At 43.7% G+C, this 16,511-nt stretch carries 15 protein-coding genes; 4 read left to right on the forward strand and 11 right to left on the reverse strand.

The annotated features are described in order from the left end of the window. The first annotated feature begins 130 nt into the window (after positions 1 to 130). Both DRB05_RS22415 and DRB05_RS22420 read left to right on the forward strand, forming a co-directional pair. Positions 131 to 433: a hypothetical protein gene (locus tag DRB05_RS22415; protein WP_128728875.1), complete on the forward strand. Its 303-nt coding sequence runs from the start codon at positions 131 to 133 to the stop codon at positions 431 to 433. A 38-nt stretch (positions 434 to 471) separates the two neighbouring features. After that, positions 472 to 666 (forward strand): DUF2970 domain-containing protein, encoded by a 195-nt coding sequence (locus DRB05_RS22420; protein WP_128728876.1) that lies wholly within the window; start codon positions 472 to 474, stop codon positions 664 to 666. Between the two features lie 19 nt (positions 667 to 685). Here the strand turns inward: DRB05_RS22420 and DRB05_RS22425 are convergent, their stop codons facing one another. The 9 genes from DRB05_RS22425 to DRB05_RS22465 all read right to left on the reverse strand — a co-directional run bounded on the left by DRB05_RS22425 (position 686) and on the right by DRB05_RS22465 (position 9,549). Next, positions 686 to 1,519, reverse strand: coding sequence for a Dam family site-specific DNA-(adenine-N6)-methyltransferase (locus tag DRB05_RS22425; protein ID WP_128728877.1), 834 nt, complete (start codon positions 1,517 to 1,519; stop codon positions 686 to 688). Between the two features lie 47 nt (positions 1,520 to 1,566). Then, positions 1,567 to 2,928 (reverse strand): AAA family ATPase, encoded by a 1,362-nt coding sequence (locus DRB05_RS22430; RefSeq protein ID WP_128728878.1) that lies wholly within the window; start codon positions 2,926 to 2,928, stop codon positions 1,567 to 1,569. Beyond that, a complete protein-coding gene (gene aroB / locus DRB05_RS22435; RefSeq protein WP_128728879.1) occupies positions 2,929 to 3,999 on the reverse strand; it encodes a 3-dehydroquinate synthase in 1,071 nt (356 codons plus the stop codon). 24 nt (positions 4,000 to 4,023) lie between these two features. Next, positions 4,024 to 4,542 (reverse strand): shikimate kinase AroK, encoded by a 519-nt coding sequence (gene aroK, locus DRB05_RS22440; RefSeq protein ID WP_010607062.1) that lies wholly within the window; start codon positions 4,540 to 4,542, stop codon positions 4,024 to 4,026. A gap of 150 nt (positions 4,543 to 4,692) precedes the next feature. Beyond that, a complete protein-coding gene (locus DRB05_RS22445) occupies positions 4,693 to 6,759 on the reverse strand; it encodes a type IV pilus secretin PilQ family protein (protein WP_128728880.1) in 2,067 nt (688 codons plus the stop codon). Then, the gene (locus DRB05_RS22450) at positions 6,749 to 7,291 is read right to left on the reverse strand and encodes a pilus assembly protein PilP (RefSeq protein WP_128728881.1); all 543 of its coding nucleotides are present in this window, start codon (positions 7,289 to 7,291) and stop codon (positions 6,749 to 6,751) included. Before DRB05_RS22450 ends, DRB05_RS22445 begins: the two co-directional genes overlap by 11 nt. Next, positions 7,288 to 7,893: a type 4a pilus biogenesis protein PilO gene (locus DRB05_RS22455; protein WP_128728882.1), complete on the reverse strand. Its 606-nt coding sequence runs from the start codon at positions 7,891 to 7,893 to the stop codon at positions 7,288 to 7,290. The genes DRB05_RS22450 and DRB05_RS22455 overlap by 4 nt, the downstream gene beginning before the upstream one ends. A 16-nt stretch (positions 7,894 to 7,909) precedes the next feature. Continuing rightward, positions 7,910 to 8,482: a PilN domain-containing protein gene (locus DRB05_RS22460; protein WP_128728883.1), complete on the reverse strand. Its 573-nt coding sequence runs from the start codon at positions 8,480 to 8,482 to the stop codon at positions 7,910 to 7,912. Then, on the reverse strand, positions 8,470 to 9,549 hold the full coding sequence (locus DRB05_RS22465) for a pilus assembly protein PilM (RefSeq protein WP_128728884.1): 1,080 nt from the start codon (positions 9,547 to 9,549) through the stop codon (positions 8,470 to 8,472). The genes DRB05_RS22460 and DRB05_RS22465 overlap by 13 nt, the downstream gene beginning before the upstream one ends. 129 nt (positions 9,550 to 9,678) lie before the next feature. Here DRB05_RS22465 and DRB05_RS22470 point away from each other — a divergent pair, with 129 nt between their 5' ends. After that, a complete protein-coding gene (locus DRB05_RS22470; RefSeq protein ID WP_128728885.1) occupies positions 9,679 to 12,135 on the forward strand; it encodes a PBP1A family penicillin-binding protein in 2,457 nt (818 codons plus the stop codon). A gap of 75 nt (positions 12,136 to 12,210) precedes the next feature. On the opposite strand, the gene metL is transcribed toward DRB05_RS22470, so the two are convergent. Continuing rightward, positions 12,211 to 14,559, reverse strand: coding sequence for a bifunctional aspartate kinase/homoserine dehydrogenase II (gene metL, locus DRB05_RS22475; RefSeq protein WP_128728886.1), 2,349 nt, complete (start codon positions 14,557 to 14,559; stop codon positions 12,211 to 12,213). Positions 14,560 to 14,563: 4 nt separating this feature from the next. Then, the gene (gene metB / locus DRB05_RS22480) at positions 14,564 to 15,784 is read right to left on the reverse strand and encodes a cystathionine gamma-synthase (RefSeq protein ID WP_128728887.1); all 1,221 of its coding nucleotides are present in this window, start codon (positions 15,782 to 15,784) and stop codon (positions 14,564 to 14,566) included. 344 nt (positions 15,785 to 16,128) lie between these two features. Here metB and metJ point away from each other — a divergent pair, with 344 nt between their 5' ends. After that, positions 16,129 to 16,449 (forward strand): met regulon transcriptional regulator MetJ, encoded by a 321-nt coding sequence (metJ, locus tag DRB05_RS22485; RefSeq protein WP_010368921.1) that lies wholly within the window; start codon positions 16,129 to 16,131, stop codon positions 16,447 to 16,449. Positions 16,450 to 16,511 lie beyond the last annotated feature (62 nt).

A 16,511-nucleotide genomic window follows, 5' to 3' on the forward strand; every position in this document is an offset into this window, starting at 1 on the left:
CCCTAAACGTAAGACCGCGTTACTGTACCGTAAATTGCCCAAAATGTCTGCGATTTAAGGTTCTTTATGATTGTGCAATAAACGAACATTGTGTATCATTATAAGATATCTAACTTCTGGGGATAGGGTTATGGTTTCTAGATATAAAGCACGGATTGCTCTGCTTGGTGCGGTATTAGCCGTGTCGGCAGGGGTATTTTCTTTCGACAATGATGAAAATCTTGCCGCAAACTACTCCGCATGCACTTGTAGCACTAGCAATTTAAGTAGTCGAATGAATACAGTGGAGTGTCAGCAAGAAGCGCACACCAGTTGGGCTGCATGGTTGACTGGCGGTAGTTCGAGTGGTCAATTCCATTATTTGGATTTGCTTGAGCTGTTACTTGGCTCTAAAGATAATCAAAGCAGTAGTAAAGTTTCATCTCCCTACTAATATCAGTTGAGCCAATCAACTGGTAAAAGGTAAATACTATGGCTACTTCCAATAGTAAACTCGCGTTAGTTCAAAGTGTCTGTGCAGCAATGTTTGGTGTACAGAGTGGTCAAAAACAAGCATATGACTTTAACAAAAAGCATTTTTGGCCGTTTGCTTTTGCCGGGATCGTTTTTGTAGCCGTCTTTGTCATTGGCTTAATTTGGTTTGTAAATGGTGTAGTGTTGGCTTAGCCCTTTATGCCGCAGCAAATTACGGACGGTGATATAACGCCATTAGCTCGTCAACTTTATTCCGTCCATTACCTTTAGGGCTAATTGTACGTTTTACCTTGATCACATCTAGCTTCGCTTGATTATAAATCTTTCGCGTCCACACCGTATCGTGATTGGAGATTAACACTGGCGTTTGCTTTTCAAAAGCCGCAGTTTCCGCAAGGTTCGCCAGCTGTGCTTGATCGTCTAAATTAAATCCACCTTTCGCATAGCTAGTAAATGACGCAGTTTTACTCAAAGGCACATACGGAGGATCGCAATATACCACAGCGCTCTTTGGAATGGTTTCAAATACTTGGCTGTAACTTTGGCAAGTAAAAGTGGCATACTGGGCTTTTTCAGCAAACACATATAACTCACGTTCTGGAAAGTAAGGCTTTTTGTATTTACCAAAAGGGACGTTAAAAATACCTTTTAAGTTATAACGACATAAGCCATTGTAGCCATGACGATTCATATATAGAAATAGAATCGCACGCTCATACACATCAATGCTTTCGTTAAACTGTTGTCGGTAGGCGTAGTAAGCATCTGGATGGTTATTCAGCTCGACGAATAGCCTTTTAGCGTCACTAATAAATTCATCCGGAATACGCTTCAACTCTTTATACAGGTTGATAAGATCAGCGTTAATGTCATTTAGGACATAGTGCTTAAACTGAGTATTCAGGAATACAGATCCCGCTCCAACAAAAGGTTCTACTAGCGTGTCGGCATCATTACTTGCTGCTTGTAGGCGCTTAGAAATATCTTCTACTAAGCTGTATTTTCCGCCTGCCCATTTTAAGAAGGCTCTAGTCTTTTGTTGCATGCTCGTTCTATGTCGTGAGTGGTTGCGCGATTTTACACTAAATGTGGCTAATTACCGAGAGACTGAGTAATTTCTTGTTTAATTTTACTCACTCTCTTAAAAAATGGCTGACCTTTTTGTAGCGCTTCTGGCAATACCGCCTTCGCTTGCTTGGCAGACGCTAAATTCTCATAAGCATCAGTAGTAACTACAAACCAAGTCCGACCATTTCTTAAGACAGTAAACTGCTGTGTCACTACCTCGTTATGCTCCGCCATAAACCCTGCAGCAATTTCTCTTTCTGTCACCGCTAGTAATTGGATCACCCATTCATCATCTGAACGACTGAGATACCAAGAGTTACCAGTCAATGGGTCAGGTTCTATGTGTTGAGGCACCGGTCTTGGTGTTAAAGTGGCAGGAGCACCATCAACATCGACTTTTTCAGCTGCATTCGCTTGCTCTGATAGCACGTTATTGTTGTTTGTAGTATCTTCTTTCGCTTCGGTTAGTGCAGATAAAATACTATCAACAGGTGCGGTTTCGACTTGCGTTGGCGCTTCGGCTGGCAGCTTTGGTTGCACGTCGTTTTCAATTTCAACTTTTTCAACTGTAGCATTTGGCGCTTCAAATACAGCTTGCGCATCAATAGCAGTAGCGACAGTTTCTTCATTATCTTGAGTCGGTGTCCAGTATCGCTTTAATTCCTGCTTATACACTAAAGCGACCATCAACGCGGTTAGCATTAAGCAAAGTGCAATAACATACCACTGCCATTGTGAGCGATGAGAAGCGCTAATACTTTGTGCACGTAGGTTCAAGCTTTCTTGCTGCGGCTGCCAAGAAAGTAAAACACTCGGATTACCTTGCGCTTCGGCAACAAAAGTATTAAAAATAGGATCTTCATCAGGCGGTAAGTCTTTGTAAAACATGCCCATCAAGCGCTTACTTTCGAGTGTAGATAAAGGCTCGATATGAATATCTAAACCTTCAGGGAGCAACAAGGGCTGCTGTGCCGTAGCAAGTATGTAAATGGTTTCGCGAGAAGATTTCGCGAGCTTTTGCAATTGCTCTACAAGTTCTGACGTCAGATGTCGGACATTGTCTAAAACCCACAAGCATGGTCCACAAGCCTGCTCATCATGGAGCAACATGAAGTTTTCACTTAGAGATAACTTCTGATCAATGAGAGGACTACGAAAGCTATGCTCAAGCAGCTGGCGAACCACATCAAACTCAGAGGTATTTGCAGTTAACTTTACAAATGCTTTGTTAAAGTCTGGATATTTATCGGTTAGAAACGATTCCGCTAAGTAGCTTTTACCAAGACCAGAAGAGCCAACTAAGGTTATCAGGTTTTGGCCATAGTCGAATTGCATAGCAATTCTATCTACCAATGCAGCTCTGCTTGGTAAAATTTGCGACTGCATTTAACGACCTATCAGAGTTACCACGGTTTCATCGCTCACATCATCTACCAGCGCGCATTGACCTAGTTGCGTTGGCAGGATAAAGCGAATTTTGCCTTGTTTGTTCTTTTTGTCTTTGCGCATATGTTGTAAAAATTGCGCTGCAGTCATATCGCTTGGTGCTTCTGTTGGTAATTGATAAAGCGCAATGACGCGACGGATTTTTTCAACATCCGCAGTACTAAGCGCACCACGCTGACAAGCCAGATTTGCAGCTATCATCATACCTGCAGCAACGGCCTCACCATGCAACCAATTACCGTAACCCATTTGCGCTTCAATCGCATGGCCAAAAGTGTGGCCTAGATTTAGTAATGCGCGTAACCCAGCTTCAGTTTCATCTTTGGCGACTATCTCAGCTTTTATTGCACAGCACTTATAAATAACTTGTTGAAGGCTTTCAGCATCTAGTGCGCTGAGCTGAGAATGACGATCGGTTAAGGTATCAAGAAAAGATGCATCATAGATCAAAGCATATTTAATGACTTCGGCCATACCTGCAGCAAACTCTCTTGCAGGTAAGGTGCTTAAGGTCTTGGTATCGATAAAAACCGCTTTTGGCTGATAGAAAGCACCAATCATGTTTTTACCTAGTGGGTGATTTACCGCTGTTTTACCACCAACTGACGAGTCTACTTGTGACAGCAAAGTTGTAGGGATTTGAATAAACGGAACGCCGCGTTGATAGCATGCAGCAACAAAACCAGTTAAGTCACCAACCACGCCGCCACCGAGGGCAATCAAACACGTATCTCGGCCACAATTGTGTTCAAGTAAAAAGGCTGAGATCTTTTCAAACCATTCAAGTGATTTGTATTGTTCACCATCAGGGATAACAAAATATAGCGGCTCTTGAGCGTCAAATATCGCCAATAGATTGTCTAAATATAAAGGTGCGATGGTGGTGTTGGTGATGATAACGGGACGACCCTGCCCAACGTACTGCTTAAGTCGTCCTTCATCTGATAAGAGATGTTCACCGATAAAGATGGGATAGCTCCGCTCGTTTAAATCAACCTTTAATTCAAGCATGGCTTCCCTCCTACGGTGTTGTTATTAGAAATCTAATTTTTCAATAATTTGGTTTGCAACTACTTTAGCGCTTTGCTCATCCGTTCGAACAACGTGATCTGCCACTTCTCTATATAGTGGTTCACGCTCATCGGCTAAGCGCTCCAGTACGTCACGTGAGTCTTCACTGGTTTGTAGTAATGGACGACGCTTATCACGCTGAGTACGAGCTACCTGTTTTTCGATTGGCGTTTCTAGGTAAACAACAATACCACGCGCAGACAACTTGTTGCGCACTTCTTTGCTGATCACAGAGCCACCACCCGTTGCTAACACAATGCCTTGCATTTCTGTTAGGTCAGAGATGACACTTTCTTCACGCTTGCGGAACCCCTCCTCACCTTCGATATCGAATACCCAAGAAATATCAGCACCAGTACGGCGTTCAATTTCTTGATCCGAATCGAAAAATTCAAGGTGTAATTGATCTGCAATGTGACGACCAATCGTGCTTTTACCAGCCCCCATCGGGCCTACTAGAAATATATTACGTTTCTCAGCCATATCTTTTTAGTACAAACGAACTCTAAAATTTGAAATAAAACCCCGCCTAACGACCTGGCCCCAAAATTAAGGAGGGGATTATCTCAGTAATCCGTGAACAATTTCAAGTCAAACCACGCAAAAAGCGTAATACTTTTACTGTCAACGGGCCTATAAACTGTCTTGAATGATCTTGGGGGTCACAAATATCAGCAATTCTCGCTTTTCGTTAATATCACGAGAGTTCTTAAACAATAGACCTAAATATGGGATATCGCCCAAAATTGGGATCTTACTTACTGCTGTTTTCACTTCTTGCTGATAGATACCACCCAGTACGATAGTTTGACCATTTTCGACCAGTACTTGTGTTTGGATCTGTTGGGTGTTGATCGCCGTCGCTGGGCCATTCGGCGTTTGCACGGTATCACCTTTAGTGTCTTGTGTAATCACTAAGTCGAGAATTATTTTATTATCAGGCGTGATTTGCGGCGTCACCTCCAAACTTAACACCGCTTTTTTGAAGCTTACTGTCGTGGCACCACTCGACGAAGCTTCTACGTATGGAATCTCTGTACCTTGCTCTATACGCGCTTTTTTCTGGTTAGCCGTAGTAATGCTTGGCGTCGCGATTATCTCACCCTTGTTCTCTTGCTCCAGTGCTGACAGCTCAAGATCGATCAACGTACCATCCGCCAATTTGGCAATGTGCATACCAATACTACCAGCAGGAACCCCTTTCACGCCTAGATTAACGTTTAAGCGGTTTTCCAAAGACGGGATATTGCCATTGGACAAAGCATCTGCGCCTTCCAGCGTACCAGATATAGCATCACTCCCTTGCTGGTCGTTAAAGCCCCAGCGGACACCTAAGTCTTCTTGCACGGTATCATCCACAGTAACCATGCGCGACTCAATACGCACCTGTTTTACTGGCACATCTAAGGTTTCAACCATCCGGCGCACACTTTCAATACTGCGCGAGGTGTCTTTAATTAGTAATGTATTGGTACGTTTATCAACGGAAACACTACCGCGATGGCTAATAATAGAATTAATATCGGTTTTGAGTAAGTCAGCAAACTCTTCCGCTTTTGCGTAATTAAGCTGAATATACTCGCTATATAATGGCTCCAGCTCTTCCACCTGCTGGCGCGCTTGTAACTCTTTGGCTTCTCGCGCTGCCAGTTCTTCTGAAGGTGCAACCATCAAAATAGAACCATCCATACGCTTATCTAGGCCTTTCACACGTAAAACAACATCAAGAGCCTGATCCCAAGGTACACCGTCTAAACGCAGAGTAATATTGCCAGACACCGTGTCACTCGTTACTAGGTTAAAGTTGTTTGTATCGGCGATGATCTGTAATACGGAACGAATTGGAATATCTTGAAAGTTCAACGTGATTGGCTGGCCTTTATACTCCTTTTTATCGCCAAAGGTTTTATTGCCTTCATCCTTTTCGATAGTCAGCGTAAAGATGTTATCAAGCTGCTGATAGGTAAACTTGAACGCCGCATTTGGCTCAATCACGATGCGGCTTTTATTTTCTTCTTTAAAGGTCTCAATACGAGATACCACAGTACCAAAGTCTAACACATCAAGTTCGTATAGCAGGTCTTCTGCAATATCAATATGGTGGAAATCTGCAATGATTTTGCCACCGCGTTCTTGAACATCGATAGCCGCTTGGTTGTGCTCTAGGAATGCAAGGACCTTAGCCTCGCCTCTCTCTCCGCGACGAAAATCAATGGCTTGGATTTGATTGATAAATGCTGTGACTTTTTGACTTTGATCTTGTTCAGAGACAATCGGCTTGTTAGACACATCCACTATCACAAGGTTATTCTTAACCTCAGTTTTATATAGCTTGAGCTCATCCATATTTATGGAAACGGCAAAGCCACCATCTCTGAGTTCACTGGTAATGCCTTGAATACCCGCTTTGTTAATGCTCAATGCTTTTAAGCTTTCTTCAAATTCGGCCTGCTGGAAAAACAATTCAATACTGGCACTTTCGCCAACCACACGAACTTTCGGCTCTGTATTGAGTTTTTCATCAAACACCAGCTGCAACTGAGTCTCCCCTGTCGGCACTGGGTTATAGCGAATGTCATACAACATAGGAATGGCATGCGCAATTGACGAGAGGCCAACTAAAGCAACACCGAGCACGGAACGCCAAATTGTTCGAGTGCTTTTAATGGTTGATTTTAGAACGTTATTATTAGTATTCACTCGTGCCACCTTGTTCCGCTTCTAACATTTCCAATTTTGTTAGCCTTTCTTTCCAACATCCCGTTCCATCTGGGATCAATTCTAATAATTCTAAATGATCAGCTTGTACACTCAGAACTTTGCCGTGATACAAGCCCATATATTCGCCACGTTTTACACGATATAGTCCCTGCGTCGCCGCTTCGATTAGTGCCCAACGGCCGTCCGACTTGGCAATAATGCCTTTCATACGTAGGTTATCCAACGGAAACTTCTCTAATGGGTAACGATCTCTGTCTGGATCTGGATGTAAGCAGTTTTTAATTTGAACTAATTTATTTTCAATCACTTCAGGCTGCGGCGCAACGAAAGGACTACGTAACTCCGAAGCGCTATATTTAAACGGCTCATAATTTTGCATCTCAGGGATAGGCTCGATTTTAGGCGTTGAGCTCGCCTTTACCTGATCAATAAATTCTTTTTGTTCTGCCGTGCTATCATTACAACCTGAGATGAACATCAATGTGGTCACGCCGAGCATTAGTCGGATCATTTCTGACCTCCTTGCTCATAGCGATAAGTTTTTGCCACAACACTAAATACCAGCTCACCGTTTCCTGCATTTTCGATTCTAAAATCATGTAGGCTGACTATTCGAGGTAACTCAGATACTTTACTTACAAACTGACCAAATTCATGATATTTGCCAATTACCTCTAATTTAATCGGCAATTCGGTATAAAACTCTTTTCGCACCTCTGGCATCCAGCCAATTTTTAGGAAGGTTAATCCACTTGAAGTACCAACGTACGTCAAATCATCAAGTAGACCAGGCGTTTCATTGGAGCTTGGTAATCGTCTCAATAGCTCAGTGAATTGCGCTTCCATATTAATCATTTGCTGTTTGTATAGCTCAAGATTGTTTGCTCTTGAATACTTGATTCGGTAACTCGTTCTTAATTCCTGCTCTTTTTTAACCGCTTGATCGTAGCGCTCAATGGAACTTGAAACCATCAGGTTATAACCCAGTATCATCATCAACAAAACAACGAGAACGGAACATAAAACTTTTACTGGAAATGGCCATTGGCCGATGTTGTCAAGTTCCAGCTCATTCCAATCTATTTCTTTTAAACTGTTTAAGTCAAAATTCATGCACTATGCCTCCGCCCTATTTCGCTTTATCGGCTAAGTGGATGTCTTCATGAGACTTAACATAAAAATGCATCGTAAAATCACTCAGTAATTTTGAGCTTTGCTCACCGGCAACTATGCCTTGGATCACTGGTCGCTCTAATAAGTAAGAAGATTCAACTTGTCGTAACATCTGCGATAAGCGGTTGTTTGATTCACTTCGGCCAATGACTTTGATCATATTGTCTTTTCGTTCAAGACTAGTGAGGTAAACTCCAGCCGGAACCACTCGCGCTATTTCATCGATAATTTGTGTACCGAGGCTACGATTTAGTTGTAATTCTTCTATGAGCCGGATCCGACGTTGTAAATTTTCTTTTTGCTTATTAAGGTCGTTAATCGCGATTATCCGGGAATCTAGTTGAGAGATCTCACTTTCGAGATAGCGATTTTTAATTTCTTGTCCGGTTTTTAAGCCGTCATAAAAACTACCAAGTATGTACATTATCAATAGGCAGGCCGCGATGATAACCGCAATGATAGTCAAAAAGATTTGTTGCGACGCTTGCCTTTGCTGCTCGCGCCAAGGAAGCAAATTTATATGTGGCATGATGAGAAGCTCCTTAATGCCAAGCCTGTAGCTAAGGCGAACTGCGCTTTATGTTTTTGCAGCACATGCCTATCCACCTTTGGTGCAATCTCCATGTCAGCAAACGGATCGGCCACTATTGTATGGATCCCAAGCTCATCAATGAGCAGTTTATCTAAGCCATCAACTAAAGCTGTTCCACCCGTCAACACAATGTAGTCAATATGATCTTTACCACTGGTCGTCATAAACATTTGCACCGCTCGGCGAATTTGCTGCAGCATAGAAGTTTGGAAAGGAGCCAAGACTTCAAAGGTATAGTTTGGCGGCAAATCACCCGTCGTTTTAGCCAGTTCCGCTTCGTCGTAAGTTTTGTTGTAATAAGCAACGATACTATTGGTATATTGCTCACCACCAAAGACTTGATCACGGGTGTAAATCGCTTTCCCAGATTGAATAACGCTTATCAGCGTAAGCACTGCACCAATATCTATCATTGCTACGATTTTATCGAAGGCATCGTTGGGTAGCTCAGGATAAATAACGTCCATGGCTCTACTCAGTGCATAGTTCTCTACATCGACAACTTTCGCTTTGAAGCCAGCTTCTTCCAATGCACCTACTCGAGCCTGCACACTCTCGGTGCGAGCCGCTGAGAGCAGTACATTCATTTTTGATGGATCAGCTTCATTTACTCCAATTTTTTCAAAATCTAGGCTAACTTCATCTAATGGGTAAGGGATAAGGCTATCTGCTTCAATAGCTATCTGAGACTCGAGTTCAGCATCAGTTAATGACACATCCATAAAGATCACTTTTGTAATCACGGTCTGACCGGATACGGCAACTGCTGCATATTGCGTGAGCTTTGGAATGCGCCGCTTCATTTTAGTTATCGCGTTGCCGATCGCTTCAATGTCTTGAATGGCCCTTTCATTTACAGCTCCTTTCGGAATAGGCTCAATCGCAACGGCTTCTACACGGTAGCTGGAACTTGTCTTCGACAGCAGCACCGCTTTGACACAATGAGAACCGATATCGATCCCTATCATCAGAGGTGCTTGTTTTTTTAGTAGTTGGCTCAGCATGTGAAGCGCCCGTTTCCTTTTAAGACTGTGTACCATAAAAATTTAGCACACAAAAATATTAATCGTTTTTTAATCAAGATATACTAGCAGTGTCTACCTGTAATTGGGAGTCTAACTAGGGATAATTCCGTGAAATTATTGAAAAGATTTTTACAATTCGTTTTTGTTTGTACCCTCTTAGGCGTGTTGACACTTATCAGTCTTTATTATTATGTCAAATCTGACATACCAAGTGTAGAGGTTTTGAAAGATGTTCAGCTACAAACACCCATGCAAGTCTTTACACGAGACGGGAAACTCATCAACCAGTTTGGTGAAAAGCGCAGGATCCCTGTACGTTTGCAGGATGTTCCACTTCCCATGCGAAAGGCATTCTTAGCAACAGAAGATAACCGTTTTTATGATCATTTCGGTGTAGACCCGATAGGTATCGTCCGCTCCGCTTTAGTGCTCATCACTACAGGGCAAAAAAAGCAGGGAGCGAGTACGCTCACCATGCAACTTGCCAGAAACTTTTTCTTAACAAGAGAGAAAGCCTATATTCGTAAAGTAAAAGAAATCTTTATTGCACTGCACATAGAGCAGCTATTAACGAAAGATGAAATCTTTGAACTTTACTTAAACAAAATTGAACTGGGTAATCGCGCCTTTGGTATCGGTGCCGCAGCACAAGTCTACTACGGTCGCTCACTGTCAGAATTAACTTTAGCAGAAATGGCAATGATTGCAGGTCTGCCAAAAGCGCCCTCTGCGCTGAACCCAATTCGTAATCCTGAGCGCGCACAGCTGCGCCGTAATGTTGTGCTCGGACGAATGCTTGCAGAAAAGTATATTACCCGCGCAGAATATGATGAGGCAACTCAAGCTCCCATCACAGCTAAATTCCATGGTGCCGAAATCGAGCTGTATGCACCTTATATTTCCGAAATGGTTCGTGCCTATATGGTCGAACGCTACGGTACTGATAAAGCTTATAACTCAGGCATGAAAGTTTACACTAGTGTGGAATCTGACATGCAACAGGCTGCTCAGCATGCATTAGTTGATAATTTACATGCCTACGATATGCGTCACGGCTTTAGAGGCGCAGAAGAAACCTATTGGCATGCTGAAACGGAATCGCCGCTAAGCCATGAAGGCATTATTACTCGCCTTAAAAAGGTCAATGAAATTGGACCGTTAAAAGCCGCTGTCGTGCTAAGCATTACAGAAAAAACCGCTGACCTACTTTTAAAAACCGGTGAACAAATTACATTGGAATGGTCAGGCTTAAGTTGGGCCAGACAATACATCAGTGAGACGCGTCAAAGCTTACCACCAAAAACAACCGCAGATATCCTCGCGCCAGGTATGCAAGTGTTTATCCGTAAACAAGACGACGGTTGGATGTTAAGTCAGTTGCCGCAGGCATCCAGTGCCCTCGTCTCACTTGACCCGCAGGATGGGCGTGTAAAGGCGATTGTGGGTGGCTACAGTTTTGAGCTTAGTCAATACAATCGTGCTACCCAAGCTAAGCGTCAGGTGGGTTCAAACATCAAACCCTTTATTTATTCATCCGCATTAGAAAATGGCTATACCCTAGCCACCATTCTTAATGATGCCCCGATTAATCATTGGGACAGAAGCGTTGGCGTGGCTTGGCGTCCGAAGAATAGCCCTGAAGTGTATAACGGCCCAATCCGTATTCGCCGAGCGCTCGCACAATCGAAAAACGTGGTATCGGTTCGTTTGATCAAAGGCGTTGGCATAAATAAGGCCGCTGATCATTTGCTTAAATTTGGTTTCCAAGACGCAGATATTAACCGTAGTGAATCATTAGCACTCGGTAGTGCCGCATTAACTCCTCTTGAAATGGCACGCGGCATGGCCACTTTTGCCAATGGCGGTCACCTCATTGAGCCGTACTTTATCGATAGAATTACCGACTCATTTGGTACCGAGCTGGGTTCGGCAGAGCCGTTATTAGTCTGCGACGAGCAGCAGCTGGAAGAACAACCTGAGCGCTGTGCACCGCAAGTGATTTCGGAGCAAAACGCATTTCTGATTGCCGATGCACTTCACAGTGCTATCTGGGGTGGCGGTAGCTGGAAACACGACACGGGCTGGAGCGGCACAGGCTGGCGTGGTCAATGGTTAAAACGTCGTGACCTTGCTGGAAAAACGGGTACCACCAACGACTCTGTAGATACTTGGTTTACGGGCTTTAACCGCAACGTCCTCACCACAGTTTGGGTTGGCTTTGACGATGCGAGTAAATCCTTGGGTCGTGCGGCCTACAACGCTAACCTTGGTGATAATCAACTTGTTGGCGCAGAAGCCGGGGCAATTTCAGCACAACCTGCTTGGATAGACTTTATGCGTGAGGCACTTAAAGATCAGCCTTTGGCCCCGATAGAGCCGCCTCCAGGGCTTATTTCAACTCGGATTGACTTAAAGACAGGACTTTTGTCTCGTAAGAACGACTACACATCTCGGTTTGAGTATTTCGAGCAAGGTACAGCCCCGACCAAATACGTATTAGATACGGATAGCAGCACACCGTTTGACGATACCGCGCCGCTACCGACTCACGAAGAGTTATTCTAAAATAGAAATGCCGATACAGATGTATCGGCATTTTTGTCTTATACCAGTTGTATTATATTTATTTTCTTAATAGAGCTATTTTAGATTTTGCGTTAGCCAGAATAAATCAGAATGTATTCCCGCCGCTGTCACTTCTTTACCTGCTCCTGGGCCTTGGATCACCAGTGGATTTTGTTCATACCATTTAGTGTGGATCACAAAAATATTATCACCCGGTGTTAAGTTCGCGATTGCCGAGCCGTTTGGTACCTGTGCAATGCCTACTTTTGCAGACACTTTGCCATTGCTTGCAATTTCAAGCGCACCTGTATATCGAAGCGCAGCGTCATTCGCAGTGGCCTTTGCATAGTGTGTCGCATAAAAGTCATCGAGTTGCTGGCGATTTTCTAAAAACGTTTGCCATGTACCCACACTCAAGGACTCAGGCATTAATGCCTCTAATTCAATATCGTCAAGCTCAAGTTCAATGCCTAACTCTCGTGCTAAGATCAAAAGCTTACGCTGCATATCTCGGCCAGATAGATCTTCTCTCGGATCAGGCTCAGTAAAACCAAGTTCTTGCGCCCCAAGCACTAGCTCAGAAAATGCTTCAGAACCATCATAGCGACTACAAAGCCAAGATAAAGTGCCGGAAAAGACGCCTTCAATTCTCACTACTTCATCACCACTATTTTGCAGATCAGCCAATGCAAAGTTAATGGGAAGACCTGCGCCAACACTGGTGTTGTAACGCCATAACAGGTTACGCTCTTGTAACTGCTGACGCAGCTTTGAGTACCAACCTTGTTGTGCCGTGCCGGCATATTTATTGGCGCTGATCAAATGGCAGTCATGTTCAACAAACTGTGGATACAACTCGCTGAAGCGCTCGCTCGCAGTAATATCGACCACCACTTTATGCTCGTAATCTAGCTCTTTAATACGAGTGAATAGCTCTGCTTCATTGTATTCAATAGCCTCATTTTGCCACTGCTGTTGCCATGATGCTAAATTCAACCCGCTTGGACAGAACAACATTTGCTTAGAACGCAGTAAGCCAACCAACTTAAGATCAAAGTGCTCACTCAGCTTAGCGACTTGGTTTTTGCATTGTTCGATAAACACTTCACCCACATTGCCAACACCCGCCACAATCACAGCAAGCTCTCTGCCTTTATTGACCAAACGCTCATGCAATATAGCAAGTAGATCACTATCAATTGCTTGATCGGTTAACACTAAGCTGTAATGACGCTCTTGCAGTACAAAACGGGTGACAATCGCATGTTCATCCAATAGCTCCAGAGCCTGCTGATGTAACCCAGCAACATCCTGACTTGGGGCAACAATAGCAAAGCCTTGTACTTGCGACTCAATAATATTGGCTCGCGAATCCAGCGCTTTGATCACAACATGGCTAAACTCAGATGGCACCAGTAAGTGTGCCTCTCCACCTTTAACAAAATGATGAATGCTATGCTGGATAAGCTGGCTTAGCTGTTTTACTTCACCACTTTTTAGCTGCTCGACGCGTAACAGGTCAAGTTGTCCAAAAGTGGTAATAAAGCGCTTCTCTTTGCTATAGCCTGCCTTTACTATCTCAGTGCCAAGTGCATCGGCATCAAAGCTGCTACGAACTTGTAGTTTTATATCGGTATCTTTAAGTGGAGACAGCGTTTTTGCATGTAATACCGGATTACCTAATCGTGCGAGTAATTCAGCTTGGCCACGGCATACCTTAGTGTATTTTATGGCATTGGCGACTTTACGTGGATCAGTGCTGAATACACCAGTTGTATCCGTCCAAATTGATACTTGAGCCGCATCAAGATAACTTGCCAACAAAGTTGCGCTATAGTCACTGCCATTCCGGCCTAAAGTCACCGTTTCCCCTTGTGCATTTGCAGCAATAAAACCGGTAACGATATAGATAGCGTGATCATCAATAGCGCGATAGCACGCTTCTTTGTTATGGGCGTGGAGTAACACTCCCTCTTGTTGTACAAATAACGTACGAGCGTCGATAGCTTTGGCTTCAACACCCTGAGAGCTTAGGTAGTTTGCTAATATACGAGCCGACCATAGCTCTCCATGTGCAAGTAAACTCGCGTAGTGAAGCTGTTGTTCTTCTCGCCCTGAAGCGATTGCTTGCAGCTCATTGACAAGCTGTTTGAGTAACACACTGTGTTGTTCACCTACAAACAAGGCATCAATTAATTCACGTTGATGATTTTCAACTTGTAATAAAACATCGTTGAATGCGCGAACATCTTGCTGCTCAAAGCTTTGCCATAATTTCACTAGGGTATTCGTTGTTTTTCCTGCAGCAGAAACCACAACACTGTCACCTAGCTGACATTGCTCTAACACTATCTTGGCAACCGCCTGATAACGCTCTGGCGAGCTTAAACTCGAACCACCAAACTTATGTACTACTTTTGCCATTTACTCACCACAACGCTACTGTATGCGCAGGCGTTAATTTGAATGACTTAGCATCATCACTCGCCTGACTTTCATCAATACATGCAAATCCTGACTCCAGATCTGCAATGAGATCCTGTGCATCTTCAATGCCCACAGAAATACGAATTAACGTATCGCCCACTCCCGCTTCTAAACGTGCTTGCGGCTCCATTCCTGCGTGTGTCATCGTCGCTGGATGGCAAATTAGACTCTCAACCCCACCTAAAGATTCAGCCAATGAAAAGTGCGTTAGAGACGTTAAGAACTTCGCTGATGTTTGCAGATCGCCTTTGATATCAAAGCTCACCATACCACCAAAGCCGAGCTGTTGTTTTTTCGCAAGTTCGTGTTGAGGATGCGATTCAAGGCCAGGGTAATAAACTTGGCTAACATACGGCGACTTTTCTAAATACTCCGCAATCAGCTGAGCATTTTCTTGATGCTGGCGTAAACGCACGTTTAAGGTGCGCAGTCCACGTAGAGTAAGGTAACTATCAAAAGGTGCACCTGTAATACCGATATTATTCGCCCACCAAGCTAACTCATCACCCAACTCCTGTGTACGCGCGATCACCGCGCCCCCCACGACATCAGAATGACCATTGATATATTTAGTGGTTGAATGCACGACGACATCCACGCCAAAAGCAATAGGGTTTTGTAATGCAGGAGACAAGAAGGTGTTGTCAGCGGCAACCAAAGCCCCTATGGAGCGCGCTGCGTTTACGACAGCTTCTATATCCGTGAGCCTTAATATGGGGTTACTGGGTGTTTCAATCCAAACTAATTTAGGTTTGATCTGCTGCAGCTGTGCAAGACTTTCTGGTTGCGTAAGATCCAAGACGGCTAATTTGAGCAATCCACGCTTTGCAAGCGATGTAAACAAGCGATAGCTACCACCATAACAGTCATGTGGAATAACCAGCGTATCGTCATGGTTAAGCAGTTGCGTTACTAGGTGAACGGCAGCCATGCCAGTCGCGGTAATAATGCCACGAGCACCGCCTTCAAGTTCGGTAAGTGCCTGTGCCAGCACATCACGATTAAAGTTACCACTGCGGCCATAATCGTAGTCGCGTTTGGTATCAAAATCGGCAAAAGAATAGGTGGTAGAAAGGTAAAGCGGTGGTACTACTGCTCCATGTGCTTTATCAGCTTCTATACCGTGACGCACTGCAACCGTCGATTTGTTAACTTGACTCATAAGGTCACCTAGATAGTTGGATGTTTAGACGTCTAAAAGGTTAGAGCAACAGAAACTAGAAGTCAAAACATTTATACCGCTAAATGGCTAAATAACTAGTATTTGACTATCTTTTTTAAACCGATAAAATTTCGCCACTCTAGGCGTTGCTAATACGACTGAGTTATTGAAAACTATGGCAGAGATTCTTCTATCTCGCTATGGCGGATTAGTTTATTCATCTATTTGGGTTTAGGATTTATCTTTAATTCGTAAAGTTATCCCTATATTCATGCGGTTGGTGAATAATGTAGACCAGAACCCAGTCATATTGGCATTGATGTAACTGAGGCAAGTACACAATTATGGCAAAATGGAACGGTGAGTATATTCACCCATATGCAGAACACGGTAAGAAAGCAGAGCAAGTAAAAAAGATCACGGTGAGCATACCTCTGAATGTACTCAAAGTGCTAACTGATGAGCGTACACGTCGCCAAGTGAATAACTTACGTCATGCCACGAACAGTGAGCTTTTATGTGAGGCGTTTCTACATGCCTTCACAGGTCAGCCACTGCCGAGCGATGAAGACTTGAGAAAAGATAATCCAGAGCGTATTCCGTTAGAAGTAAGACAAATAATGGAAGAACGAGGCTTGGAGATCCCAGAAATAAACGAAGAGTGATAAAAACTCTTTCGCGCTGGAATACAGACACAAAAAAAGCCTCGACCGAGGCTTTTTTCATT

Source organism: Pseudoalteromonas sp. A757 (assembly GCF_004103285.1).
In the GTDB taxonomy this organism is placed as follows: domain Bacteria; phylum Pseudomonadota; class Gammaproteobacteria; order Enterobacterales; family Alteromonadaceae; genus Pseudoalteromonas; species Pseudoalteromonas galatheae.